Source organism: Sporosarcina sp. P16b, assembly GCF_002743065.1.
Classification (GTDB): domain Bacteria; phylum Bacillota; class Bacilli; order Bacillales_A; family Planococcaceae; genus Sporosarcina.
In genome coordinates this window covers 485,935-511,894 of the sequence record NZ_PDYO01000001.1, presented here as the reverse complement: position 1 = coordinate 511,894, position 25,960 = coordinate 485,935, and the positions used below count along the sequence as shown (strand labels likewise).

Sequence of the window (25,960 nt, the reverse complement as noted above, 5' to 3'; positions counted from 1 at the left end):
GAGCTGCGCGGCATAGGCAGCCGCGCAGCTCATCAATTTATTTACTTTCTTTCATTTCAGGACTGCCATCTGGTCTTTCTTTAAAGCGAAGCAAGTCACCGTTGATGATAGCATCTGAATAATTCAATTCAGTATTGGCACGCTCAATATACGGCTCACATTGCGCTTCATCTATTGCTGGTTCTCCTGTTTCGATGTCATAGCAAACTTCCTGAGCGTAAATATTTTTGTCTGTGACAAAACGGCCGTCACGGAAAATCACAAATGGTTCATGATCTGGTGAAAATAAATCGGAACCGAATTGCATATCTGCTTTCGTATCAATTCCCAGTAGGTGAAGAATAGTAGGTCGGATATCTACCTGTCCGCCAAGCTCATGCATCTTCTTACCTTCACCAGAACCTGGTATATGAATGAATAATGGAACCTTTTGAAGCTCTGCATTATCGAATGGTGTAATTTCTTTATCCATATACATACCCATTGCTTTATTGTGATTCTCGGAAATACCATAGTGATCTCCGTACATGACAATGATCGAGTTTTCATACAAACCGCTTTCCTTCAAGTCCTCAAAGAACTCCTTAACTGCTTCGTCCATATATCGAACTGTTTGGAAATACTTATTCAACGTGTTGGAATTTGATGTGTATTCAGGAATTAATTTATCCTGCTCATCCAAATCAAATGGATGATGGTTTGTTAGTGTAATCATTCGTGTAGCAAATGGTTGCTTGATATCTTTCATCAAGTCAACTGACTGGTGGAAAAACGGAATATCTTTCATTCCCCAGTTGACTGCTTCATCTTCACCAATTGTGTAGCTATCCACATCGTAGAACTTCTGTACGTTAAGTGCTTTATACATAATATCACGGTTCCAGAAACTCTTACTGTTTGCGTGCATGACACTTGTAGCATAACCATTCTCGCCTAGACGTTCAGACAGCGAGTTATATGTGTTACCACTATGCGTAAAGAATACTGCACTACCGTTACGTCCATATAATGAGTTCTCTACGATAAACTCAGAATCGGATGTTTTCCCTAACCCAGTTTGTTGATAAAAGTTGTCAAAGTAGAATGTATCTTTATCGTTTGTTAATCCATTTAAGAATGGAGTAATTTCATGTCCATCCATATCATTGTTAATAACAAAGTTTTGTAAAGATTCAAGTGAAACGATAATTACGTTCTTGCCTTTTGCAGTACCAAACATTTTCGGATCTGGTTGCGCATGGTTAGCTTTGACGTAGTTCTCAATTTCCGTCAACTCGGTACCATCAGCAAATGTACGCTGTGCATGGGATTTGGATTGAACGAATAAATCATATAGATGGTAGTTGTACGTACCAAGGTTTTTAACGAGTAATTCGCGATCAAAGCTTCTTGTCAATAACTGTGGTCGCTGTGTTTCTGCAAGCGCCAAATTGAACATCATCAACGTAGCAGCGGCGGCAAAGTACACTTTCCGTCCCATTTTACTGCTTGATTCTTGAACTGGTTCTAGACGTTGTTTGAAGAACCGAATAACTACTAAAATGATCAAAACATCCGTGAAAAAGAATAGATCAAGGAAACGCAAGTTCTCGGTAATTGAAGAACTTAAATCTGCAAAGTTACTTGTCTGGAACAATAAAGGCAGTGTAATAAAGTCTGTAAAGAAACGATAGAACACAGCATTGGCAAACATGATAAAAGAAGTAATGAAACTGACCGCTAATATATATCGGTTACGTATTTTTGTCTTTTTAATAAATAAAGCCACCCCATAAATAAACAATAGAAATGCTAGGGGGTTAATTAGTAAGATAAATTGTTGCATAGCATTATCGATCTTCATATTGAAACTGGTGAAATACCCGATGTAGGTAGTCAACCAAGTTGCGATTACAGCGATAATGAGTACGGAATGCTTAGGCCATGAAAATTTTCTCATTCCATCTCTTCCTTTCGTTTCGTTTGGATACTGTTTTTTAATTGTCAGCGTATATATATACGTTTGACTGAGTGAAAAGTTTCACATAATACGAGGAATGAGTAGTTTGTATGATATCAGCTAGTTGTTAGCTGGTTTGTTCTCTTCGCAAAACAAGCAATGCTTGAATATATGTTTGTTGATCAATAAATTGATGATCATACAGTTCTTTGACTTCGGACTCCATTACTATACTGTCCTGTCTTTTATTTCCTGTATAAATGATTACACCAAACCGTTTAAGCAATTTCATCACATCATAAAATTCATTCATTCGCGTCACGAGCTTTCTGACAATCTATAATATGTTTGTCTGTGTAAATATAGGACACCGGAACGTCATGCGGCTCCTTAACTATATTATGGCGGATTTGACAGTCAAATGCCAGCGATATCGTTTCAAATGGAAAATTTATCAAATAGCGATCGTAGTAACCCCCACCGAATCCAATCCGGTAACCAGTCTCTGAATACACGACGCCGGGCACGATTTGCAAGTCAATTTCTTCTGGTTTTACAGACTCTGTTATATCTATTTTCGGTTCTCTCAAGTCCATATAGACTACTTCTGTTTGATCAAATGAATCAATCAAACGAAAATCCATTTCCCTCGGAGAGGAGATACATCGAGGAATCGCAACTCGCTTCCCGGCTTGCCAAGCGATTTCTATCAAACGACGCGTGTCCACTTCCGGAAATCTAGATAATGTGATTCCGATTGTTTCTGCATACTTAAATTCATCCGAAGCAAGAACTTTTTCTACTATACTAGCTGATTTTTGTTCGTGATCAGATGGAGTTAATTGATGTAATTGCTGTATAACCTGTTTTCGAAGATGCTGCTTTTCCACTGTACTACCTCCCGTAAGAAAAAACCAAAACCGAAGCAGGTTTTGGTTTTAATGATTATTTCGTTTCACGGTGCAAAGTTTGCTTTTTTTCACGTGAGCAATATTTCATCATTTCAATACGTTCTGGATTGTTACGCTTGTTTTTCTTAGTAATATAATTACGCTCTGCACATTCTGTACAAGCGAGTGTTACGTTTACGCGCATTACTGTCCCTCCCACTCAATAGCTATAGATATAAGTAAAACATGAGCATGATTTATACGACTAATATATTATACCATAGATTCAATCATTGTACAGCAAAAAAAATCAAATATCATTCATCATATGCTTATGGTATTATGAAGGAAATTCTAGTTATGCGGGAGGGAAACACTATGGATATCCCCTTAATATTACTCAGTATTGGTGTATTGGCTGTTATACTATCGTTTTTTATCGGAAATAAGACTCGTTCGATGGATGATGAATTGGAAGCTGTTTCGATTAGCCTTCATCAGGAAATGAGTAATCTAAAAAAAAGAGTGCGGTTGCTTGAAGAGGAATTGATGGTTGCATCCCCGACTTCCGAGCCCATTTCACCAGCACCTCAAAAAACGATACACGCAATTATAGTCAATCAAATTATCTCTCTTCACAAACAAGGCTACACGGTCCCCGAGATTGCAAAACGCGCTTCACTTAGTGAAAAGGAAGTAACGGACGTGCTACATTCCAAAGGAGTGCGATTGTCATGATCAAGGAAATATTGCGCGCTGTAGGTATTGGTTGTTTGATAGCTGGTGGCATTCTGTATTTCGTGCAACAACAAACATCCGAAGGTTCGTTGCAAAAGCAATTAGCAGATTCAAAAGAAGAAATAGCCATTCTAAAAAAAAAACTGGCGATTGCACAGACATTGTCGCGGAAAGATGCTATCCGTCAACCAGAATCTGAACAAGATACGATTCCAGAGAAAAGTGAAGCGGAGGAAATTGTCACGAAGAGCTTCACGGTTAAAGCAGGCATTACACCTGCCGAGTTATCACGTGAATTAGAAAAAGAAAAATTAATAAAAAACGCGGAAGAATTCGAATTATATATAATTGAAAATGATTACACACGAAAAATCAAAACCGGTACATACGAATTACGCTCTGATATGCGCTTTCCTGAGATTGCTAAAATCTTTTTACACCTATAAAAGACGAAAACCATTTGGTTTTCGTCTTTTTTGTATTGATCAATCCTTGTTATTTCTGTATCTTCACATCCGGAGACGCGTTGTCAGCCTGTAAACTTCTCTGTCTTTTTTGTTCAAAAAATACATCGAGTGCTTCTTTGGCTATTTCACTTGCCGTAGCGGATGGATAGCGTTTCGTATTCGTTGAAATATAGGGAATGATTACTGAATACGCAACTTCAGGTCGATCAGCAGGGGCATATCCTACATGGGACAAGTTAATTGTCGGAATAACAGGATTGGATTTATTACCCGTGTAATAGAATGATTCGGCGGTACCCGTCTTTCCGGCTCCTGTATAGGGTGCGCCCGCTAGTAAACCGGATGCAGTACCATTCGCGCCATAGTATACATAATGCATGCCTTTCTTCACTTGATCGATTTCCGCTTGTGAGTTTTTCAGATGATTCAATACTTTTATGGGTGTTTCTTCAACCAATTCTCCGAGTACTTCCCCATCCGGAGAAGGTTCACGAATTTCTTTCAAAATTTTCGGTGCTATTCGATTTCCATCAGCGGCAATGGTTGCCACATATTGGGCCATTTGCAGAGGAGTATACGTATCAAACTGGCCAATTGAGAAGTCGAGGAGCTTTCCGGGAATCGTTTCCGTACCCGTAACGCCTGTATATTCGCCAGGTAAATCAATACCTGTTTTTACACCTAAACCAAATGCCGCAAAGTTCTCACGGAATGTATCAAATGCTTTCTTGTCGATTGGTAATCCTTGACCCGGTCGGTATGTTGCGTTTCCTAACCCCATCGCAATACGGAACATATACACGTTGGAAGAACGACCGATAGCGGAAATATCGTTTAATGCAACCCGTCCATTCGGATTAAATAAGGACCGTTTGTACCTGCCGCCAATATTGATCGGTTGGTCAATTTTCACTTCACCGATTTTAACGGCTCCTTCATTGTATCCTGTAAGCATGGTAGCCAATTTCACTGTAGATCCCACTTCATACGCAGAAGTAAATGTACCAAATGTGTAATCTTGTATTGCCCATCTGCCTGTCGATTCGTCTTTTACTACTTTCTTTCCGACAAGAGACAGAATTTCTCCATTGTTTGGGTCCAACATGACAAGGAATGCTGATTCCAACGCACTTGTATTCGGACCTTGTTTTAAACGCAATAATTTATTGGATACGACATCTTCAAGCGCCTTCTGCAAATTGGTGTCTGTAGTCAAGATCAGATCTTTACCAGGCTTTCCTTCTTTCACCGTTTTCGTTTCAACGACTTTTCCTGTGCGGTCTTTGACATTCTTCACAATCGTCTTTTGACCTTTCAGTAAGTCTTCGTAATACAATTCCAAATAACTTCGTCCGACGCGATCATTTCGCGAATAATCTCGCGCTAGGAAATAGTTTAAGTGAGAACGAGGAATGCCTTCTATCGGACTCGTCGTAGATCCTAGAATTGCACTATCTGATTTCTTAACTCGATCCCAGTCCGTAGTCGTATTGACGCCCGGCAGTTGATCCAATCTTTCAGATACCACAGCAAGTTCTTTATCGGTAACGCCATCGCTTTTGATGATTTGTGGGGAGTAGGCGTAACCTGCCATCATTTCTCGATAAATTGCGAGTACTTCTAAATCTTCCGCTGTTAATGTAGCTAGTTCTTCGTCCGTGATCCGGTCGCGTGTCAGCTGGTTAATCTCTCGTTGAATATCTTTCTGAGATTTATTGTCGTCTTTACTGAGCTTATTTTGTTCTTTTTTAGGTACTTTATCAGCTGCTTTTACAGGATTCAATAAAATCCAGAAATCTCGTTTATCGCCTATTGTCACGCGCTTTGTATCTTGATCAATCAACTTCGCAATTTTTCTAGCAAGCGCAAGCATTTCTTTTGTTGTCGTGGAGGATGTTTTCGTATACGTGATAGCATTTTTCGCTTCATTGTCGACGAGTACTTTCCCGGTACGGTCGAAAATTCTTCCACGCGGTGTGCTCGTGTTGACCGCAATTTCCTCCGTTCGTTCAAGACTGCGTGCATAATCCTCCCCTTTGACGATTTGCATATAACCTAAACGGAATATGAGTAAGGAAAAAAGGACAAAAATCGCTACAAATAAAAAATTCATTCGAAATGCAATATGTTGACGTTGACCCGTTTTTAGCGGCTCCGTCTTTTTTTGGTTTCTCTTCAACAGGAATCTCCTTTCTCAGGAAGTTTATGTATAAGAATTATAGCATGAAAATAATAAAGAACACACATCTAGACGAACTAGATGTGTGTCAGGTTTCAATTATTTATTGTCTTGGTAACGCTTTTCAACTTCATCCCAGTTTACTACGTTCCAAAATGCTGAAATGTAGTCAGGACGGCGGTTTTGGTAGTTTAAGTAGTACGCATGCTCCCAAACGTCCAACCCTAGCAATGGTGTTTTACCATCCATATAAGGTGAGTCTTGGTTAGGAGTTGATGTGACTTCAATTTCACCGTTGTTTACAACAAGCCAAGCCCAACCTGAACCGAAGCGAGTTGTTGCAGCTTTAGCGAACTCTTCTTTGAAAGCGTCAAAGCTACCGAACTTTTTGTCGATTGCCTCTGCAACTTCCCCAGTTGGGTTGCCGCCACCGTTTGGTGAAAGGATTGTCCAGAACAATGAGTGGTTAGAGTGCCCGCCACCGTTATTACGGACTGCTGTACGCTTGTCCTCTGGAACTTTGTCCAAGTTTGCAACTAATTCGTCAACAGGCATGTTAAGAAGTTCTTCGTGACCTTCTAGTGCGTTGTTCACGTTCGTTACATACGTGTTGTGGTGTTTCGTGTGATGGATGTTCATCGTTTCTTTGTCGATGTGTGGCTCCAACGCATCATATGCGTATGGTAGTTCTGGTAATGTATAAGCCATTTTCCATTCCTCCTCTAAATTATCTCTGTTTTGCCCTACCACTTCACATTATCAAAATATGAGCCAGCATTCAAAGAAAATGGACTGTTAACGGAGAAAAAATAGGAATATGACAATCATAACTACCATAATGGTACCTTTTACAGCAACGGAAGTCAGAAAACCAACAACAGAGCCGACTCCCGTGCGGAAAGCTTGTTTGATCCCGGAACGTGTAAAAACTAGTTCTGCAAGGATTGCGCCAAGAAAAGGTCCAGCTAAAATACCCACGACCGGAATGACGAATGGACCAATAAGCAGCCCAATCGTACTTCCCCACATTCCTGCCTTGCTACCACCAAAACGTTTAACACCGACGAGATTTGCGATCGTATCCGCGCCAAATAATAGCAAAACGAATAATACTTGGATTACCCAAAACAACCACGTTAACTCTTCAAATGAAACGATTGCGCCATAAAGCAGGAAGCCTACCAATAAAAACACAACAGATGGAATGACAGGATAGATCAATCCGACAAACGCGATCGCAAACATGAGAATTGCCAATGTCCAACCGATCCATAACATAGTCGTCACTCCTTTAATTCATTATGCGTGCTTGCCTAAAATGGCTTCTGCAATATTCACCGCATGGTCACCAATTCGCTCAAGGTTCGACACGATATCGACGAATACCATACCCGCTTGCGCACTACAATGTCCTTCATTCAAACGTACTATATGGTTTTTACGGAATCGACGTTCCATATTATCAATTAAATCTTCTTTTTCTGAAACAACACGTGCAAGATCTGTATCGTTTTGATCCAATGATTCAATTGCTTTTTGAACAGTTTCGATTGTCAATGTGAACATTTCTGTTAAATCTTCCAACGCATCTTCTGTCAGCTTCAGTTTATTGGTTTCACGTAAATCTATCAGCTCTATAATGTTTTCGAAATGGTCGCCAATACGCTCAATATCCCGAACAGAATCCATCAATAACACATGGCGGCCGGATTCAGCCGGTGAAACGATTGCTACAGACACTTCCACTAAATAGTCTGTAATTTTGCGATCGAGATTGTTGATGGCATCTTCAATTTGATACGCTGTTTCTGCGTGTTTTTTCTGGCCTGTCTTCAAATACTCGAATGATTCCTGAAGACCACGGACACTGAAGTCACCCATGCGTACAATTTCTTCTTTAGCTTGGCCTATTGCCACAGCTGGTGATTGTGCGATAAAACGACGATCAAGATGTTTCGGTTTATATTCGATCGTCACATCCTCACCCGGTATCATCTTAGTGACGAGAAATGCCCAAGCAGCAATGAATGGAAATTGAATGATAGTATTGGCGACGTTGAACGAACCGTGCGCAAATGCGATTTGCATTTTGCTTTCGAGGTTCAAAACACCAGCAATCCATTCGACGTACGCCGTAAATGGTATGAGCAGGATCATAAAGATGATGGTACCGACAATATTAAATAGTACGTGTACAGCTGCTGCGCGTCTTGCTGCAACAGATGCACCAAGTGCCGCAAGTACCGCAGTAATTGTCGTCCCAATATTATCACCGAAGAGAATGGGCAATGCTGCTTTCATTGTGACTAGATCTTCAGCATAGAGTCCTTGCAAGATCCCAACAGTTGCACTAGAACTTTGTACGATTAATGTAAAGATTGTTCCCGCTACGACACCTAGCAATGAATGTTCACTCATTGCGAGAGTGAAATCAGCAAATGCTTCTAATGAACGTAAAGGTTTCATACCGTCACTCATTAATTCAAGCCCTAAGAACAATCCTCCGAAGCCGAAGATGACTTCACCCAAGTTCTTGATTTTAGCTTTACGTACGAAGAAGATCAGGAAGGCCCCAAATGCCATGATCGGTAACGCATACGCGCCGACGTCTAGACCGATAATAAATGCAGTCACAGTTGTACCGATATTGGCGCCCATGATAACACCGATCGCCTGACGAAGTGTCATGAACCCAGCACTTACTAGACCGACTGTAATAACAGTTGTTCCAGAACTAGATTGGATTAACACGGTTACGATAATACCAACTAGAACACCCATAAATGGATTGGTTGTGAAACGGTCTAAGATTTCACGAAGTCTGTCCCCTGCAGCCTTTTGCAATCCGTCCCCCATGTACTTAATTGCAAATAGGAAAATTCCTAATCCACCAAGAAATTGGAACACCACTTCCTGCCAGTTCACTTCCATTGAATTGTCAACCTCCATTAAACGTTTTATGTATGATTTCTAACTGCCCTTCACTACGTAAATGCGTCGTGAAGTTTCAACTTATTATGCAAGTTGTATACATCAATTGTAAAGTATTCGACGGCAATCTTTACATCACCTTAACAATGCAGCAATAAAATGTCATAAGAATGTCGAAATTTCTGCAAAGCAGTATGTTTTAAATAAATGGTAGACTGTATGGAGAAAGGGAGGCCGGCTCAGTGAAATTTCATCAACTCTTTAAAGCTTCATTACACGAACCGAAAAAACTTGCAGCGTTTCGCATGTTATCAATCGGTAAAGTCATTCAATACATATTTGTGTTTATTTTTCTTTACACCGGTGTATCGTTTTTACAATTTGTACTAGGTGATCATACACTGTTCCAGTCATCTCCTGAATTAGCGGAAATCGGCGAAACAATCGGCTTTTTGATCTATCCAATCGCATTTGTGCTGCAATTGGTCATTATTACGTCGTATTTATTTATTCGCATCAGTATTTTTGCTATCATAGGGGTATTGCTATTGAAACTATTGCGTCGCCGTGGTGAATTCCGTTTTATGTGGCGAACAGCAGCAATTGCCGCAACATTACCCATCTTGCTGACGATGGCATTTGAATTTGTACCAGCCATGCAAACGTATAGCTTGTGGCTTGCATCTTTAGTCCATCTACTCTTTGTGTGGAGAGCAGCAGTCTATTATCCAAAACTCCCACGATGAATAGACTTCCTCTTGTCTGCATAGTGTAGTGCAGGAGGGATGCATGATGAGAATTTTACTGATCGCACTTGCTGTATTCTGCACAGTTCATTTTGTTCGAATGGATTTAACGGAAGGGACAATCCCTCTTGCAGCCTTTTTTGATGATGAATCGTCCTGTATAGAGGAAACTTCAAATCATTCAATTGTCATTCGAGTGGTTGAAGGTGATACAATAGAATCGTTATTTGCATTATATCCAGATTCAACACAAAACTTTCTTGAGAGGTTGGAGCAATTTTATTCCATGAACCCTCATCTCAAACGCCAACAATTTCTAGCTGGCGAACAAATTAAGTTGCCTATCGGTGAACAAGTGGAATCGGCTTGCGAAGAAGGCGAAAAAGGATAATTTTATATTCCATCGAATTTCGATGGTATTTACTCATTTGAAGGAGAGAGACATAATGACTGAAATGATTCATCGTTCCAATACCCGTCCCGTAAAAGTCGGTAATTTGACAATAGGGGGAAGCAATGAGCTGTTTATGCAAAGCATGACGACGACAAAAACACATGATGTCGAAGCAACAGTTGCAGAAATTAAACGTTTGGAGGATGCAGGCTGCCAAATCGTACGTGTAGCATGTCCCGATGAGCGTGCAGCGTATTCGATTGGTGAAATCAAAAAGCAGATCAATATTCCGTTAGTAGTGGATATTCACTTTGACTATAAATTAGCATTGATTGCAATTGAACAAGGTGCAGATAAAATTCGTATCAATCCAGGCAATATCGGCCGTAAAGAAAAAGTAGAGGCTGTTGTCAATGCGGCAAAGGCGAAAGGTATACCGATCCGTATTGGTGTCAACGCAGGTTCACTCGAGAAAAAAATTCTTGAAAAGTATGGCTACCCTACAGCGCAAGGTATGGTCGAAAGTGCATTGCATCACATCAAAATCCTTGAAGATTTGGATTTCCACGATATTATCGTGTCACTTAAAGCTTCTGACGTTAACTTGGCGATCGAAGCGTACAAGCTAGCGGCAGCGGCATTTGATTATCCATTGCACTTGGGTATTACAGAATCCGGTACGTTATTCGCGGGCTCGATTAAGAGTGCAGCAGGACTTGGCTCTCTTCTATCTTCAGGGATCGGTAACACGATGCGCGTATCGTTAAGTGCGGATCCAGTTCAAGAAATCAAAGTAGCGAAAGAGTTGCTGAAAGTATTCGGTTTATCGTCTAACTCTGCAACATTAATTTCTTGCCCTACATGCGGCCGTATCGAAATCGACTTGATCTCGATTGCCAATGAAGTAGAAGAATATATCTCGAACATTAAAGCGCCATTAAAAGTAGCAGTTCTTGGCTGTGCGGTAAACGGACCAGGTGAAGCACGTGAAGCAGATATTGGAATCGCCGGTGCTCGTGGTGAGGGATTACTCTTCATGCATGGTAAAACCGTACGTAAAGTTCCTGAAGAGACAATGGTCGAGGAATTGAAAAAAGAAATCGACATTTTGGCTGAGGAGTATTTTGAGAAGAAGAGACAAGAAGAAGCACTTGCAGCACAAGGTAGCGTTTCTGAATGAGGGATATTCGTTTCGGGATCGATATTGACGGAACGGTAACTACTCCGACAGCCCTTCTCCCCCACATCAACAAACATTTCGGTTCCAATCTGACACTCGATGATATTAAAGAGTATGATTTGACGAAAGCGTTTGATGTGGATCCTATACAGTTTGGGCAATGGTACAAGGAAACGGAAGAATTGATCTATCAGACTTCCCCCCCTCAAGAATTTGCAAAAGAAGTCTTAACGAATTGGCAGAAACAGTTCGAGTTGTTTTATATTTCGGCACGTGGTCGAAATGTACTCGAGTCTACAACGAACTGGTTTCATGAGCAACAAATACCTTATGACCACGTAGAGTTGATTGGCACACATCATAAAATTGAGACGGCTAGGCAATTCAACGTAGATGTATTCTTCGAGGACAAGCATGACAATGCAGTTGGGATTCATGAAGAATTGGATATTCCGGTGTTCTTGTTTGATACACCTTATAACCAAGATCCAATTCCAAAAGGCGTCATACGTGTAGCGAATTGGAAACAAGCTGATCAGTACGTTAGGCAGCTGTTCCACGCGACGGAAATGATAAAGAGTAAGTGATCGGAAGAGCATCGCACATTGCGGTGCTCTTTTTTTCGTAGTATACTTCTATTTCTTCACCTTACCTGGATTCTCACATGTATAATAATGTGAGAATCCAGGTAAAATAAACCGGAATGATCTTACCGTTTACTTCCATCCAAATACTAGTACATAATAAAAGGCAGTACATCATGAACATAAAATGATGTACTGCCTTTTTAACCTACCCAGCTATACAACTCGGACATCTACCATAAATCTCGAACTTATGCCCCTCTATTTCATAATCAGACAAATTGACTGTCACACTATCCATCGGACAAATCGGAATGGATTTCGTCCCACCACACGTCGTACAAATGAAATGATGGTGATGGTGATCCGTTGCGCATTGCATGCGAAAAAGTCGTTCGCCGTTCAATTCAGTCTCATCTAAAATTCCAAGCTTTGAGAACATGGCAAGATTCCGATAAATCGTATCAAAACTAATGCCTGGATTATCCTGCTCCACAGCTACTCGGACTTCCATAGCCGTCACATACCGATCCGCTTGATCAAAAAACTGCAATAATATCTCGCGATTTCTTGTTCGTTTATAATCATATTTCAATAGAATATCCCATGCTTCATCTATTGACATAGCCTAACGCCACCTTTCCTGCTTCTCATGACCGTACTTTTTTCCAGAAAAGTACTAACAGTAAAATGAACACCGATGTAACTACAATGGTCCCACCAGGCGCGATATCTAAGTAATACGCAGAAATCAGTCCGATGACCACCGCAATTTCCCCAAATAGTATGGAATATACCAGTGCACCTTTATAACTTTTGGCTACTTGGATAGCTGCCGCCACAGGCAATGTCATCAACGAAGATACAAGCAAAATTCCAACGATTCGCATCGATGCACCAATAACTAGCGCTGTGATAATCATAAATGCTGCCTGAATGACGCGTTCATTAATTCCAGAAACTCGTGCATACTCGGGATCAAATGCCAATGAAAATAACTCTTTATATAAGAAATAGATAAATGCGATCACCATAACAGCTATTAACATAACAATATATAAATCTTGCCGACTCACGGCGGACACTGATCCAAATAAATAACCGACTAAATCTGTGCCGAATCCTTTGGCAAGAGAAATGAATATGGCCCCAAAACCAATTCCGGCAGATAAAATAATCGGAATCGCCAGTTCCTCAAAGCTTTTATACACTCTGCGCAATCGCTCGATCAATAAAGATCCGACTACCGCAGCGCCCATTCCTAAATATACTGGATTAAGCGCTGCAAAGAACAATACTTGCTGACTTAAATAGAGACTGCCTGCAATCCCTGCAAGTGCTACGTGACTAAGCGCATCTGAAATCATCGACATCCGACGCACTACGATAAATAAGCCGAGCATGGGAGCGATTAGACCGATAATCAGCCCGGATAAAATAGCATTTTGTAAAAACTCATAGGTGAAAATAGCTTCAATCATTTAACCGGCTCCGTTTCTTTTTGATGGAGCCGACGAATAGGATGACCGTACCAACCAGACAATTCCGTCTCACTCATTTTTTCATAGTCAGCATGGACACCATGGAAATGGATAGAACGATTCAAGCATGCAATGTGCGTTGCGAGCTTCGTTACGACATCGATTTCATGTGTCACGAGTAAAATCGCTATTCCGTACTCACGATTCAGTTCGCTAAGCATAGAATAGAAGGATTCAACGTTTTGTCTGTCGATGCCGACTGTTGGCTCATCCATGATCAGCAAATCGGGATGGCTCACGAGGGCTCTAGCAATAAAGACACGCTGTTGTTGACCACCTGAAAGGTCCCCTATACTTTCATCTTTACGGTCTGCCATTTTCACTATATGTAACGCATCAATGGCCTGCTGTTCATCCTCTTTATCGAATCGCTTAAAAAGTCCTTTTTTGGCAGTCAAACCACTTTTTACGACTTCCAATACAGTAGCAGGGAACTTCGTCGTAAATGCGTTAGACTTTTGAGAGACGTAGCCGATTCTTTGTTGTTGGTTAAACGAATCAATCGGCCCGCCAAACAATTCAATGGTTCCTTGTGACGGTTTTAGCAACCCTAGTATGATCTTTAACAATGTGGATTTACCCGAACCATTTGGTCCAATTAATGCCCAAAACTCCCCTTGTTTCACTTCTAGACTGACATCAGAAAGCGCAATGGAATGGTTAAATTTATGCGTTATATGCTCTAAGTTAATAATGGAATTTGTCATATACATATCCCTTCCTTTAATTCGGAATCATTCCGATTACTTTATGAATTATATAGTAAGATGCGGAGGGATACAACCAATTGAAAGGAATTGATGAAGATGGATTTACTTCAGTTAATTCAAGAAATTAAACAATTGCCCGATCAGGAAGCTGTAGATTACGCGGCAAGTTATGGTGTAGAGTTGTCTACTAAAGAAGTGCGGCAGTTACGTCCTTTGCTGGATGAAGTTTCATTCACTTGGCTATTTACAGGCATTCCATCCGCATTTATCGAAAAAGTCACTTCGGTCATTGGATATGAGAAGACGATGCTGTATTTAGAATACTATAAACTTCAATAGAAAAAGCGTTGCGGTTACGCAACGCTTAAAGCTTTTAGTTATGCAATTCTTCCAATCGAGCAGGAGTGAATTGATGGTTTTTTAACATGTCAATCTCCACAGCATACGGTGCTTTTTTACTCGCTTTATCTATTCCAATGAATGGTGTTTCCAAAATTTTCGGAACGTCTTTAAACGCTGGATGATGTACGATATAAGCTAACGGTTCGAAGCCTATATGTCCCATACCGATATTTTCGTGGCGGTCTTTTCCAGCACCACAAATGTTCTTACTGTCGTTCACATGAATGACGGAAATTCGGTCTAATCCGATAATGTCGTTAAATTGATCCAGGACACCCGTGAAGTCATTAACAATGTCATAGCCCGCATCATGGACGTGGCATGTATCAAAACAAACAGATAGCCGTTCATTATACTTCACGCCGTCGATGATCTTCGCAATTTCGTCAAAACTTCTCCCACATTCCGTTCCTTTACCAGCCATCGTTTCAAGTGCAATGCGAACATTTGCGTCTTCAGATAATACTTCATTTAAGCCTTCAATAATCTTTTCGATACCTATTTCTGTTCCAGCGCCCACATGAGCTCCTGGATGAAGAACGATTTGATTGGCACCAAGTGCTTCAGTGCGCTGAATTTCCTGTTGCAAAAAGTCTACGCCTAGGCGGAACGTTTCAGGCTTCGTGGTATTCGCAAGATTGATAATATATGGTGCATGGATGACTAGATTTGATTGACCATTTGCCTCCATGCTCTGTGTACCACTTTCAATATTCAATTCTTCAATTGGTTTACGTCTCGTGTTCTGAGGCGCTCCCGTATAGATCATGAATGTATTGGCTCCATAACTTAAAGCTTCTTCACTTGAACCAAGCAGCATCTTTTTACCACTCATGGATACGTGAGAACCTAGAAGGACATCATTTTGTGTCATGATTTCTTCTTTATTCTCCTTTGTCTTCTTTTAAAGTTTTCTTTTTGTTCAGCCATCTTCTTTTTGTAGCCTGGCTTTACTTTATCTGGTTTTCGAATATAGGAATCCGCTTTTTTATCAATTTCATCTACTTCACGCACGCGCTTCTTACGCGCTTGACGCTCTTTCACTTCAATCCATTCACCGTTTTTCACATCTTCGTGTATGAAAGGAATTCCAAGCTTTTCAATTTGATTAATTGCGTCTTCATCAGACGGTTCGTATAACGTAATTGCATGACCTTGCATGCCCGCACGTGCAGTACGTCCTACGCGGTGAACGAAGAATTCCAGATCATCTGGCAATTCAAAGTTAATGACGTGACTGACACCGGGAATATCGATCCCTCTTGCTGCTAAATCAGTTGCCACAATGTATTGATACTCTAGATCGCGTACTTTCTTCATAACACGTGTACGTTCACGAGGTGTTAAATCACCATGGATTTTCCCAGGCTTATGGCCATGCTCTGCTAAATAGATAGCTAGTTGATCAGCATTTTGCTTAGTGTTCATGAAGATAATCGCAAGATATGGCTGAAGAGCATCCATCACGTGAAGTAATTTCTTGTTTTTATCCATACTTCTAACAGGAACTAATGAATAATGCATATTCTCCGTCAACGGTTTTTTATCATCCATCCGCACATGAACAGGTGAGTTCATATACTTCGATAAGAAGGGCTTCAATTTTTCAGGAATCGTTGCAGAGAATACATACATGCTGATCTTCTCCGGCATTCTGGAAGCAAACTTATCAATGTCTTCAATGAAGCCCATGTCGAATGCTAGGTCCGCTTCATCAATTACGAGCTGAGTGGCAGTGTGGATCGGTAATGCGCCGGTTTCCGACATATCTTGGATACGCCCTGGTGTACCGACGATGATGTGCGGTGTGCTCTTCAATCGTTCAGCAGAGCGTTTTTTATCAGTACCGCCAATCAGGATCGCACTTTTAATATCCGTTCCTTCGATTAGCTTTTTTAATTCATCATGAAGCTGAACAGCTAATTCACGTGTCGGTGCTGTAATGACCGTCTGCAGTTCATCCTGCTCCGGCTTAAGCTTTTCAACAAGTGGAATGAGAAAACTATGGGATTTCCCTGTTCCTGTATGAGCTTGCCCGATTGCACTTGTATTTTTCATGATCAACGGAATCATTTCTTTTTGAATGGGTGTTGGTTCTTCAAACCCTAATTTTTGAATGGCTTCCCTCAAAAATGGTTTGAATTGATAATCAGTAAATTTAGACATATCGTTCCTCCTCTAGATAAATCTTATTGTACCATGATTCGGTGCCATCAGTGGTTTTTTTCGCATAGGATATAGGGGAAACAACTAAAAAATTAGAAAGGAGTTCGTGATGAGATATCAATCATTTTATCCGTTCAGCAATCAGCCACCTCAGTCTAGGATGACACCTAACACTCCGCCTATTCAACAAAGTGCACCCATGCCTTTCCCCCAAGGCATGCAAGGGAATCCCAGGGGTCCGCGGGAAATGCGTGGTAGTGCTCCGCAACAGCAAGCAGGCATGCAAGAAAACGGTCCTTCACGGGCTGAACAATATATGCAAACCGCCAATCGTTTTTTCAATACCGCCCAACAATTTGCACCATTAGTTCAGCAGTTTGCACCACTTGTCCAGAATTTACCGGCTATGTGGCGATTATATAAAGGGGTACAATCTATGCCGGACGCACCGACAGCTTCTTCCGCTCCACGTCCAAGTGGTCCGCGAACGTCTAGTCCTGTACCTCCTCAAGCCACTAATCAGCCATCTTTACCGCGAATTTTTCAACCTCCCTTCTGAACTCTTTGAATCGTTCACGAATCTCCGCTATAATGAAAGAGAAGTTAGTAGAGGAGTGGAGTGGAATAAATGAAAGTACTCAAGATATCACCAAGAGGTTATTGTTACGGTGTAGTTGATGCGATGGTCATTGCGAGGAATGCTGCGCTAGATCCTACCCTGCCGAGACCCATTTATATATTAGGCATGATCGTCCACAACAAACACGTTACAGATGCATTCGAAGAAGACGGAATTATAACGTTGGACGGCGAAAACCGCCTGGAAATTTTACGCAAAGTAGATAAGGGAACTGTAATCTACACAGCACATGGTGTTTCACCTGAAGTTCGCCAATTAGCGAAAGAAAAAGGATTGGTCGCAATCGATGCAACATGTCCTGACGTTTCCGTTACACACGACTTAATTGAAGAAAAAGTAGCTGAAGGCTATGACATTCTTTATATCGGCAAAAAGCACCATCCGGAACCCGAAGGCGCGATTGGCGTTGCCCCCGATTCTGTTCACTTAATTGAGCGTCTTGAAGATATTGATAACTTAGAGATTACCAATGACAAACTACTGGTTACAAATCAAACAACCATGAGTCAATGGGATGTTGCACATCTTATGGAAGAGTTGCAACGTAAATTCCCTCACATCGAAGTTCATCAAGAAATTTGTCTAGCTACACAAGTTCGTCAAGAAGCTGTAGCAGAACAAGCCGGTGAGGCAGAGTTGCTGATCGTTGTCGGAGATCCAAAAAGTAATAACTCCAACCGTTTAACGCAAGTATCAGTAGAAATTGCAAACACACCTTCATACCGCGTCTCAGACGTCTCAGAAATTGATCCTGCATGGTTAATGGGCATTGAGACAGTAGCGGTCACGGCAGGCGCTTCTACACCTACAATAATCGTTAGAGAAGTTATAGCGTTCCTAAACGAATTTGACCAAGAAGATCCTACAACACATCATCCGGAGAGAAAGTTTAAGCTTGAAAAAATCTTGCCGAAAGTCAAGAACCCGACTCCTGTTATCCGGATCGAGCCATAAGCAACGAAAAAACCGTCGAGTTTGTGCTCGACGGTTTTATTTACGATAGGAATTGAAAAGGCTCAGTAATGACTTTCGATTCAATAAATTCAACAGGTAATTTATTTTTTTTACACAGTTCTGTCATTTTATTCGCAACGCCAGCAATCATAATTTTTTCGATATTATGACCTGGGTCTACAATGGCAAGATCGAGTGCTTGCGCGTCTTGCGCGACGTGATAATACATATCCCCTGTCACGAATACATCGGCTCCTTTTCTCTTCGCAGCCGTAATGTACTTATTTCCATCGCCACCGAGAACCGCCACTTTACGAATTTTTCTCTCCGGATCACCTACGAAACGTAATGCGGGAACTTCGAATACATCTTTTACATGTTGTGCGAATTCCTTTAACGTCATCTCATTAGCGATTTGTCCGATACGCCCGATCCCTTGCTCATTCGTTTTCTGCTGCATTTTTACTAAATCAAATGCCGGTTCTTCATAAGGATGCGCTGCAAACATTGCTTTGATGACTTTAACTTGCTGACTTTCTGCAAAAACGACTTCAATCCGCTCTTCATCTACCAGCGTCGGCTCGCCTACTTCTCCGATTGCCGGATTTGCTCCCGCAACCGGTGTAAATCGTCCAATACCTTGTGTGCTAAAACTGCATGCCTGGTAATCGCCAATCGCACCCGCTCCCGCAGATGCCAATTTCTGACGCAATGCATCAGCATTTTCTGACGGGCAAAATACCGCGAGTTTCATCAAATGTTCAGAATTCGTCATATCGATCGGCTCCGTCTGCTGTATGCCAAGACGTTCCGCTAGCATATCATTGACACCACCTGCTGCAATATCCAGATTGGTATGGGCAGCGTAGACCGCAATATTATGCTTGATACATTTCTCAATCATTTTCCCTTGTGGTGTATCGGTCAAAATAGATTTAACGGGACGGAACAATGGAGGGTGGTGGGCAATCACGAGAGTTGCCCCATTTTCAATTGCCTCATCAATCACTTGTTCGTTGACGTCTAGCGTAACTAGAACTTTTTCTACGGCACGATTCAATTGGCCGATGTGCAATCCAATTGGATCTCCTTCAAATGCAAGTCGCTTCGGTGACCACTTTTCAAATAGTTCAATGATCTGATATCCATTACTTTTCTTCATGTGCTAACACCTTCCTGACTAATTCTATATTTTCTTGTATATTTGCTTTTTTTTGCTTAATTTCTTCTGTTTGTTCTGCGTTATCAAGGGCTTTTATGACCCGCTGCCATTCCAGCATTTCCCGTTCCCATTTCACGCGGAACACGGTAGATAGTTTACGTCGTAAAACCGGCCCGACGAGCAAATCCGTTCTCGTGTAATCAGCCGTTCCTCTTTCTAACACTAGGACTTCATAAATTTTACTGTCTTCTTGTAGAATCTCTTCGTCTACAAGAATAAATCCATTTGCTACAGCCCATTCCCGAATCGCGATCGCATGCAGATTAGGTTGCGCGATGATCCGCTGTACATGCTTCAGACGATCCTTACCCGCTTCTAGGATGGAAGTAATCAATGTTCCACCCATACCGGCAATCGTTACGGTCTCGACATGATCAGCATCTTCTATCGCTTGTAAACCATTTGCTAGACGCACTTCAATACGGTCCGAAAAACCATGAAGATCTACATTGCGCGTCGCCGCTTCAAAGGGACCTGTCACTACTTCTCCTGCGATAGCCTTACGTATCTTGCCTTTGTTCATTAAATAGCACGGAAGATAGGCATGATCACTACCAATATCCGCAAGCACAGTATGATTCGGTACAAAACTAGCCACCATCGCCAGACGTTCCGATAATTGATTGGTATTCATGGTTCCCCGCCTTTCATTCTTATCTATTGTATAATCGCTACTCATTTCGTGCAATGCAAAAGAGCCAGTAAACCAAGAGTTACTCCGGTTTACTGGCTCTTTAAATTAAGTAGACAATCAGTCTAATGATAAAATGTAATCAACCATTTCATCTATGTTCTCATCAGGAACTAGTCCAGCTGGCATTGCAGTTCCAGCAACACCGTTTTTGATTGCATCATGTGCTTCTTTTGCGTCAAGTGAGCTATTTAAAGCCGGCCCCATTCCGCCAGCCAAGCCATCGCCGTGACAACTAATACACTTCTGCTGAGCAACTGCTTCTGCGTCAAATTCGCCAGTGTTTGCACTTTCTTCTTCAGTTGTTTGCTCAGTGCCTTCTTCGTTAGCTCCAGCAATTTCCTTTTTTTGATCTAGGCCATAAAGTGACATGAAGAAAACCAGTCCAATTCCGAGCGCGAAAATTAGGAAAAATGGTACAACAGGATTTTTATTCATTGGATTACCCTCCTTCACCAGAATCTATTCTGTAAAAGATACAGTATACAATTAACATTGTACTGTATCTATAAGAAAACTGAAAGTGTTATTGGACGACTTTTCGTCTTTTGTGACAGAATCGCCATAATTCGCAATTCAGCAACCTAGTTGTCTAGCGATGACCATCCGCTGTACTTCTGAAGTACCTTCTCCAATTTCAAGAAGCTTGGCATCACGTAAATAACGTTCGACTTCGTACTCACGCATATAGCCATAGCCACCGTGTATTTGGATCGCTTCATCGGCAACTTCCATAGCAATTTCGGAAGCATATAATTTACACATCGAGGCTTCTTTTGTAAACATTCTACCTTGGTCTTTCAGCCAGGCCGCTTTATACACCATAGTCCGTGCAAGTTCGATCTTCATCGCCATATCAGCCAGTTTGAATTGTGTAATTTGGAAAGAGGATAACGTCTTTCCGAATTGCTTACGTTCTTTTGAATAGTTCAAAGCCCTCTCATAAGCTGCCTGTGCAATACCTACTGCCATAGCACCGATCCCGATACGACCACCGTCAAGCGTTACAAGGAATTGCTGAAGCCCTTTTCCACTCTCGCCAAGTAGATTCTCTTCTGGAACTACTACATCTTCAAGCAATAATTCTGTTGTATTGGAAGCATGCAAGCCCATTTTTTCATAGTTATCGATAATTTTAAAGCCTTTTAAATCTGTCGGTACGATAATTGCGCTAATCTCTTTCTTGCCGTCTTCACGACCCGTCACAGCCGTCAATGCTAGGTGTTTAGCGTAGCTTGCATTGGTAATATAGACCTTTGAGCCGTTGATCGTATACTGCCCGTTAGAAAGCACAGCAGACGTCTCTGTTCCACCGGCATCAGATCCAGCATTAGGCTCTGTCAAACCGAAAGCCCCAAAGGATTCGCCAGTACAGATCGGCGTTAGATACTTCTGCTTTTGCTCTTTTGTTCCAAATAAGTTGAGAGGTGCACCACCTAGTGAAATATGAGCGGAATACGTAATACCCGTCGATGCACATGCACGGCTCAATTCTTCCGTAACAATAGCAAAACTAATCGTGTCTGCCCCACCACCCCCGTATTTCTCGGGAAATGGTAAGCCCATCATGCCCATTTCTGAAAGCTTTTGAAAAATTTCCACCGGGAACTTTCCCGAGCGATCACGATCTACTGCACCTGGCGCTACTTCCTCATTTGAAAAATCTCTCATCAGTTTTTTCACCATTTGCTGTTCTTGAGTTAAATCAAAGTTCATCATGATCATCCTCTCTCCACTTATACCATTCTATTGCACTTGTAAGCACTTACATTCTAGTATATAGAAAAAGAACGGAATATAACAATACCTTCATTGCATTCCGTCCGTTTATATAGATAATAGTAAAAATGCGACTACTGTCAATAAACCTAGTGAGCCTGAAATAGTGAAGTATAGTAACTTCAAGATTCTCCCAGTAAATAACCATAAACCACAATTCAACACGAGGAGTCCGATCAATAATGTCGTATCCCCATCAAAAAATGCAGTCCAAATCTTCAATGACATCATCAATAAAAGAAAAGCCATTGATATGTAGAGAAATGGTGCAAAACCTTTCTTACTGAATGTTTTTCCCGATACGAACGTTAGGAAAATCAAAGCCAATACAGCTGCAACAGTCAATGTGGCGACTGGATATTCCGTCAGTACAAACATAGCAACTGATGCTACACCTGCAAGCAATAAGCTAATAAGCAAAATCATAAATTGTTTGACTCGCAACTTTCTGCGTTCCATTTGAAGTGTGGAAGATTCTTTCTCTGCCACTTCGTCCGGATCTTCTCCTTGTGCATACAAGGTTATGAGGAAATCACAATAATGCTCAGGCAGGAGTTTATTGGCTTTCCAATACCGGATTTCAGAAATGATGATCTGTTTCTTATCTATAGCCATCCTTTCTCCTCCAATAGTATCAATCTTCTTTTTTAAAATAAAGAGTAAAAAGCATCGGCTATTTCCAGCCGATGCACCTATTATTCTAAGAAGTCTTTAAGTCGTTTGCTGCGTGATGGGTGGCGTAACTTTCTAAGTGCTTTTGCTTCGATCTGACGAATACGCTCACGCGTAACACCAAATACTTTGCCCACTTCTTCAAGCGTACGTGTGCGTCCATCGTCTAGACCAAAACGTAAACGTAATACATTTTCTTCACGATCTGTTAATGTATCTAAAACATCTTCAAGTTGTTCCTTTAACAATTCATACGCTGCATGGTCTGATGGAGACTGCGCTTCTGAGTCTTCGATAAAATCACCAAGATGAGAGTCGTCTTCTTCACCAATTGGCGTTTCCAATGAAACGGGCTCTTGAGCAATCTTCAATATTTCACGAACTTTTTCTGGAGTCAAGTCCATTTCTTCTCCGATTTCTTCCGGGGACGGCTCTCGTCCTAAATCTTGGAGCAATTGACGCTGAACACGAATCAATTTATTGATCGTTTCCACCATATGAACAGGAATACGAATGGTACGTGCCTGATCCGCAATTGCGCGTGTGATTGCCTGACGGATCCACCAAGTTGCATACGTACTGAATTTAAAGCCTTTCGTATGGTCAAATTTCTCAACGGCTTTAATAAGACCCATATTCCCTTCTTGAATCAAATCTAGGAATAGCATACCGCGACCGACATAGCGTTTTGCAATACTGACAACTAAACGTAAGTTCGCTTCAGCCAATTTCTTTTTGGCATTCTCACCACGAATAATAGTAGCATCTAATGCAGGTGTCATTTTCCCTGTTTCCTCAAGCTCTGTTTCAGCAGCTAAACCATCGATAATCCGAATCGCTAATTCTACTTCTTCTTTACCTGTCAATAAATCTACTCGTCCTATTTCTTTTAAATACATACGGACTGGATCGTTGATTCTTACGCCAGGTGGTACACTTAAATCATTTAAATCAAATTGCTCTTCTTTTTCAGCCTTGGGATCAGCTTCTTCTTTTCTATCCATTTCGATTTCTTGCGCTTCAATCTGATCTAAAAACTCTTCAAATTGGTCTGGCTCCATTTCGAAGGATGCCAGTTTTTCTGTTACATCCTCTAATGTTAGTTCACCTGTTTTTTTACCTGCTTCAATAATTGCTGCTTTTGCTTCTTCAAGAGTCAATTCTACTTCTCCCGTTTGTTCTTCTTTTGTCATAGTGACTATACCTCCTTACAGAACCTTTAACGATCTCACAAGCTGGATTACTTCCGAGGCCAACTCCATTGCTTTAAGTAGGTCGTTCCTTTTTTCTGCTTCTTTAGATTCGTGCCGCTTTTGATCAATTAGACGTTTCATTTGATTTCTTTTTAAATGACGGATACAGTCATTTACTTCTTGTGTGGTATGCTCCTTTGAACGTTCAGTTAAGATGGCTTCCATGACGACTTTCTTCAGTTGCCGGTCTTCCAGCATTTCTGCAAATCGCTGATAGTTTGGCAAATCATATTGTTCATAAAACGCTGCCAACTTAAAGAATATTTTGATGACATCATCTCTTACAAATAAATCTTGAAGTTCCAGTCGTTTTTCCTCGAATAGATCTGCGTCCATCAGCAGATGTGCAAGAAGTAATTGTTCCGCGCGATCTGTTTCTGCACGATTCGCCGGGACTCTCGTAACTTGTACAGTTCTGTTTTCATCAGGACTTGAATCATGCAATTGTTTCGATTGTTTCGCCTTTTTTGCAATCGACTTAGTAAATTCTTGTTCAAGTGACTCTTTTGAAGCATGTGTTTCATTGTGGAGTTGCTGGATCAATAAATCTTTCTCAATAGGAGAACAACGGTGAGCCAGTTCGTCAAATACTTCATGTACGTATTGCTTGATATCATGATCAACAGATAAATTTTTATCTCTTCTATAGTAGGCCGCTACGAAAGAAATATAGGACAACGCTTGATCAAGCACCTTTTCCGAAAATACTTCTGAACCATGCTGACTAATATAATCATCAGGATCCATTTTGTCTGGCAAAGTGGCAACGAGTACATCCATTGCGCTATCCATCAATTGGTCAGCAAATCGTTTGGCAGCCCCCCAGCCAGCTGAGTCACCATCACAGCAAATGACTATTTTTTTTGCCATTCGCTTTAATTTCACGATATGATGCGCGGATAATGCAGTACCCATAACAGCCACCGTATTTCCTATTCCGCCACGATCTGCTGCAATCGTATCCATGAAACCTTCGAATAGTACTACTTTACCCGTTTTTCGAACATTAAGACGTGCTCGGTGAAAATTAAACAAAACCTTACTTTTTTCAAAGACGGGAGTTTCTGGACTATTGATATATTTAGCGTCAGAAGAAGAATCCTCCAACCTTCTGCCGGAGAATGCGATTGTTGCACCATTATCATCCTGAATCGGAAACATGATCCTTCCCCTGAAACGGTCAAAATAACCTGAGCCATCTTCTTTATGGAAACAAAGTCCTGCCGTTTCCATTTCTTGCATATCAAAACCTTGTCTCTTCAGCAGTGCCGATAAGGCATCTGACTGAACGGGAGACCATCCTATTTCATACTGTTCTATCTCATCACGCGTAAATCCTCTTTTTTCTAGATATTCTAATGCTTTTTCGCCTTCTATGGTGTTTAAGAGCAGATGGCTATAAAAATTAGCAGCCAGTGTGTAGGCTTTCAGCATTTTTTGATTAGACGAGGATTTTGACGCTTGGTTGTCTGTTTGGGAACTTTCCAACTCTAATCCCATTCGACTGCCTAGTTTGACGATGGAGTCAATGAATGATCGATTTTCCATATCCATCATGAACGTGATGGCATTACCGCTTGCGCCGCAACCAAAACAATGGAATAACTGCTTGTCCTCGGAAACAGAGAAAGACGGGCTACCTTCTTCATGGAATGGGCAGAGTCCAAACCAGTTTTTACCTCTTTTTGCTAATTGGACATATTCGCTGATCAAATCGACAATGTCAGTTCCTGAACGGATTTCCTCAATTGTTTCGTCAGATATTCTTGTCATTCTATCACCATTTCCACTCTATATACATAAATTCTAGACGTTTTCCAAAAACCCTTCTTTATCGACATTTTTTGCTATAACTATTTTCAGTATCTGCAATTATGTCACA

29 protein-coding genes are annotated in these 25,960 nt (G+C 41.2%); 9 read left to right on the top strand and 20 right to left on the bottom strand.

Features of this window, described 5'->3' with window-relative positions; translation table 11 throughout:
* Positions 1-37 precede the first annotated feature (37 nt).
* From CSV77_RS02570 to rpmG, 4 genes are all read right to left on the bottom strand, one after another.
* A complete protein-coding gene (locus CSV77_RS02570) occupies positions 38-1,939 on the bottom strand; it encodes an LTA synthase family protein (protein ID WP_099672161.1) in 1,902 nt (633 codons plus the stop codon).
* A 127-nt stretch (positions 1,940-2,066) separates the two neighbouring features.
* Positions 2,067-2,252, bottom strand: a complete 186-nt coding sequence (locus tag CSV77_RS02565; RefSeq protein ID WP_099630186.1) for a YqgQ family protein — start codon at positions 2,250-2,252, stop codon at positions 2,067-2,069.
* Complete coding sequence (locus CSV77_RS02560) at positions 2,245-2,829, bottom strand: 5-formyltetrahydrofolate cyclo-ligase (RefSeq protein ID WP_099672160.1); 585 nt, start codon at positions 2,827-2,829, stop codon at positions 2,245-2,247. The genes CSV77_RS02565 and CSV77_RS02560 overlap by 8 nt, the downstream gene beginning before the upstream one ends.
* Positions 2,830-2,884: 55 nt before the next feature.
* The gene (rpmG, locus tag CSV77_RS02555; RefSeq protein WP_029054517.1) at positions 2,885-3,034 is read right to left on the bottom strand and encodes a 50S ribosomal protein L33; all 150 of its coding nucleotides are present in this window, start codon (positions 3,032-3,034) and stop codon (positions 2,885-2,887) included.
* 173 nt (positions 3,035-3,207) lie between these two features.
* Between rpmG and CSV77_RS02550 the strand changes: the two genes are divergently transcribed.
* Together CSV77_RS02550 and CSV77_RS02545 are read left to right on the top strand one after the other, a co-directional pair.
* On the top strand, positions 3,208-3,567 hold the full coding sequence (locus CSV77_RS02550) for a hypothetical protein (protein WP_099630188.1): 360 nt from the start codon (positions 3,208-3,210) through the stop codon (positions 3,565-3,567).
* A complete protein-coding gene (locus tag CSV77_RS02545) occupies positions 3,564-4,013 on the top strand; it encodes a hypothetical protein (protein WP_099672159.1) in 450 nt (149 codons plus the stop codon). The genes CSV77_RS02550 and CSV77_RS02545 overlap by 4 nt, the downstream gene beginning before the upstream one ends.
* Before the next feature lie 49 nt (positions 4,014-4,062).
* On the opposite strand, the gene CSV77_RS02540 is transcribed toward CSV77_RS02545, so the two are convergent.
* The 4 genes from CSV77_RS02540 to CSV77_RS02525 form a co-directional block, all read right to left on the bottom strand.
* Positions 4,063-6,213 (bottom strand): peptidoglycan D,D-transpeptidase FtsI family protein, encoded by a 2,151-nt coding sequence (locus CSV77_RS02540; RefSeq protein WP_233212154.1) that lies wholly within the window; start codon positions 6,211-6,213, stop codon positions 4,063-4,065.
* Between the two features lie 99 nt (positions 6,214-6,312).
* Complete coding sequence (locus CSV77_RS02535) at positions 6,313-6,921, bottom strand: superoxide dismutase (protein ID WP_029054514.1); 609 nt, start codon at positions 6,919-6,921, stop codon at positions 6,313-6,315.
* An 87-nt stretch (positions 6,922-7,008) separates the two neighbouring features.
* Positions 7,009-7,491, bottom strand: a complete 483-nt coding sequence (locus CSV77_RS02530; RefSeq protein ID WP_099630190.1) for a DUF456 domain-containing protein — start codon at positions 7,489-7,491, stop codon at positions 7,009-7,011.
* Positions 7,492-7,512: 21 nt separating this feature from the next.
* The gene (locus CSV77_RS02525) at positions 7,513-9,144 is read right to left on the bottom strand and encodes a Na/Pi cotransporter family protein (protein WP_099672158.1); all 1,632 of its coding nucleotides are present in this window, start codon (positions 9,142-9,144) and stop codon (positions 7,513-7,515) included.
* A gap of 242 nt (positions 9,145-9,386) precedes the next feature.
* Here CSV77_RS02525 and CSV77_RS02520 point away from each other — a divergent pair, with 242 nt between their 5' ends.
* From CSV77_RS02520 to CSV77_RS02505, 4 genes are read left to right on the top strand one after another with little or no spacing between them, the layout of a single operon-like run.
* Complete coding sequence (locus CSV77_RS02520; protein WP_099672157.1) at positions 9,387-9,890, top strand: DUF1189 family protein; 504 nt, start codon at positions 9,387-9,389, stop codon at positions 9,888-9,890.
* 46 nt (positions 9,891-9,936) lie between these two features.
* Entirely contained in the window at positions 9,937-10,281 is a 345-nt protein-coding gene (locus CSV77_RS02515) for a hypothetical protein (protein WP_099672156.1), read from the top strand.
* 55 nt (positions 10,282-10,336) lie between these two features.
* Positions 10,337-11,464 (top strand): flavodoxin-dependent (E)-4-hydroxy-3-methylbut-2-enyl-diphosphate synthase, encoded by a 1,128-nt coding sequence (gene ispG / locus CSV77_RS02510; RefSeq protein WP_099630194.1) that lies wholly within the window; start codon positions 10,337-10,339, stop codon positions 11,462-11,464.
* Entirely contained in the window at positions 11,461-12,051 is a 591-nt protein-coding gene (locus CSV77_RS02505) for a 5' nucleotidase, NT5C type (RefSeq protein ID WP_099672155.1), read from the top strand. Before ispG ends, CSV77_RS02505 begins: the two co-directional genes overlap by 4 nt.
* 205 nt (positions 12,052-12,256) lie before the next feature.
* On the opposite strand, the gene CSV77_RS02500 is transcribed toward CSV77_RS02505, so the two are convergent.
* From CSV77_RS02500 to CSV77_RS02490, 3 genes are read right to left on the bottom strand one after another with little or no spacing between them, the layout of a single operon-like run.
* Positions 12,257-12,673, bottom strand: a complete 417-nt coding sequence (locus tag CSV77_RS02500; protein WP_099637287.1) for a Fur family transcriptional regulator — start codon at positions 12,671-12,673, stop codon at positions 12,257-12,259.
* A gap of 25 nt (positions 12,674-12,698) precedes the next feature.
* Positions 12,699-13,529, bottom strand: a complete 831-nt coding sequence (locus CSV77_RS02495; RefSeq protein WP_099630197.1) for a metal ABC transporter permease — start codon at positions 13,527-13,529, stop codon at positions 12,699-12,701.
* Positions 13,526-14,296, bottom strand: a complete 771-nt coding sequence (locus CSV77_RS02490) for a metal ABC transporter ATP-binding protein (protein ID WP_099672154.1) — start codon at positions 14,294-14,296, stop codon at positions 13,526-13,528. The genes CSV77_RS02495 and CSV77_RS02490 overlap by 4 nt, the downstream gene beginning before the upstream one ends.
* A 99-nt stretch (positions 14,297-14,395) precedes the next feature.
* Between CSV77_RS02490 and CSV77_RS02485 the strand changes: the two genes are divergently transcribed.
* Entirely contained in the window at positions 14,396-14,638 is a 243-nt protein-coding gene (locus CSV77_RS02485; protein ID WP_099672153.1) for a hypothetical protein, read from the top strand.
* Positions 14,639-14,672: 34 nt separating this feature from the next.
* Here the strand turns inward: CSV77_RS02485 and CSV77_RS02480 are convergent, their stop codons facing one another.
* On the bottom strand, positions 14,673-15,575 hold the full coding sequence (locus tag CSV77_RS02480) for a deoxyribonuclease IV (RefSeq protein ID WP_099672152.1): 903 nt from the start codon (positions 15,573-15,575) through the stop codon (positions 14,673-14,675).
* The gene (locus tag CSV77_RS02475; protein ID WP_099672151.1) at positions 15,572-16,867 is read right to left on the bottom strand and encodes a DEAD/DEAH box helicase; all 1,296 of its coding nucleotides are present in this window, start codon (positions 16,865-16,867) and stop codon (positions 15,572-15,574) included. Before CSV77_RS02475 ends, CSV77_RS02480 begins: the two co-directional genes overlap by 4 nt.
* A gap of 109 nt (positions 16,868-16,976) precedes the next feature.
* On the opposite strand from CSV77_RS02475, the gene vrrA reads away from it, so the two are divergent.
* Both vrrA and CSV77_RS02465 read left to right on the top strand, forming a co-directional pair.
* Positions 16,977-17,426, top strand: coding sequence for a VrrA/YqfQ family protein (gene vrrA / locus CSV77_RS02470; protein WP_099630202.1), 450 nt, complete (start codon positions 16,977-16,979; stop codon positions 17,424-17,426).
* A gap of 69 nt (positions 17,427-17,495) precedes the next feature.
* Positions 17,496-18,461, top strand: coding sequence for a 4-hydroxy-3-methylbut-2-enyl diphosphate reductase (locus CSV77_RS02465; RefSeq protein WP_099672150.1), 966 nt, complete (start codon positions 17,496-17,498; stop codon positions 18,459-18,461).
* 40 nt (positions 18,462-18,501) lie between these two features.
* On the opposite strand, the gene CSV77_RS02460 is transcribed toward CSV77_RS02465, so the two are convergent.
* The 7 genes from CSV77_RS02460 to dnaG all read right to left on the bottom strand — a co-directional run bounded on the left by CSV77_RS02460 (position 18,502) and on the right by dnaG (position 25,851).
* Positions 18,502-19,623, bottom strand: coding sequence for a Nif3-like dinuclear metal center hexameric protein (locus CSV77_RS02460; protein WP_099672149.1), 1,122 nt, complete (start codon positions 19,621-19,623; stop codon positions 18,502-18,504).
* Entirely contained in the window at positions 19,610-20,317 is a 708-nt protein-coding gene (locus CSV77_RS02455; RefSeq protein WP_099672148.1) for a tRNA (adenine(22)-N(1))-methyltransferase, read from the bottom strand. The genes CSV77_RS02460 and CSV77_RS02455 overlap by 14 nt, the downstream gene beginning before the upstream one ends.
* A 117-nt stretch (positions 20,318-20,434) precedes the next feature.
* A complete protein-coding gene (gene cccA, locus CSV77_RS02450; protein ID WP_199173117.1) occupies positions 20,435-20,812 on the bottom strand; it encodes a cytochrome c550 in 378 nt (125 codons plus the stop codon).
* Between the two features lie 138 nt (positions 20,813-20,950).
* On the bottom strand, positions 20,951-22,090 hold the full coding sequence (locus CSV77_RS02445; protein ID WP_099630342.1) for an acyl-CoA dehydrogenase family protein: 1,140 nt from the start codon (positions 22,088-22,090) through the stop codon (positions 20,951-20,953).
* Between the two features lie 111 nt (positions 22,091-22,201).
* Positions 22,202-22,768 carry a hypothetical protein gene (locus CSV77_RS02440; protein WP_099672147.1) on the bottom strand — a complete coding sequence of 189 codons (567 nt, stop codon included), beginning with the start codon at positions 22,766-22,768 and terminating at the stop codon, positions 22,202-22,204.
* Positions 22,769-22,848: 80 nt separating this feature from the next.
* Complete coding sequence (rpoD, locus tag CSV77_RS02435) at positions 22,849-24,018, bottom strand: RNA polymerase sigma factor RpoD (RefSeq protein ID WP_099630208.1); 1,170 nt, start codon at positions 24,016-24,018, stop codon at positions 22,849-22,851.
* A 15-nt stretch (positions 24,019-24,033) separates the two neighbouring features.
* Positions 24,034-25,851, bottom strand: a complete 1,818-nt coding sequence (dnaG, locus tag CSV77_RS02430; RefSeq protein ID WP_099672146.1) for a DNA primase — start codon at positions 25,849-25,851, stop codon at positions 24,034-24,036.
* Positions 25,852-25,960 lie beyond the last annotated feature (109 nt).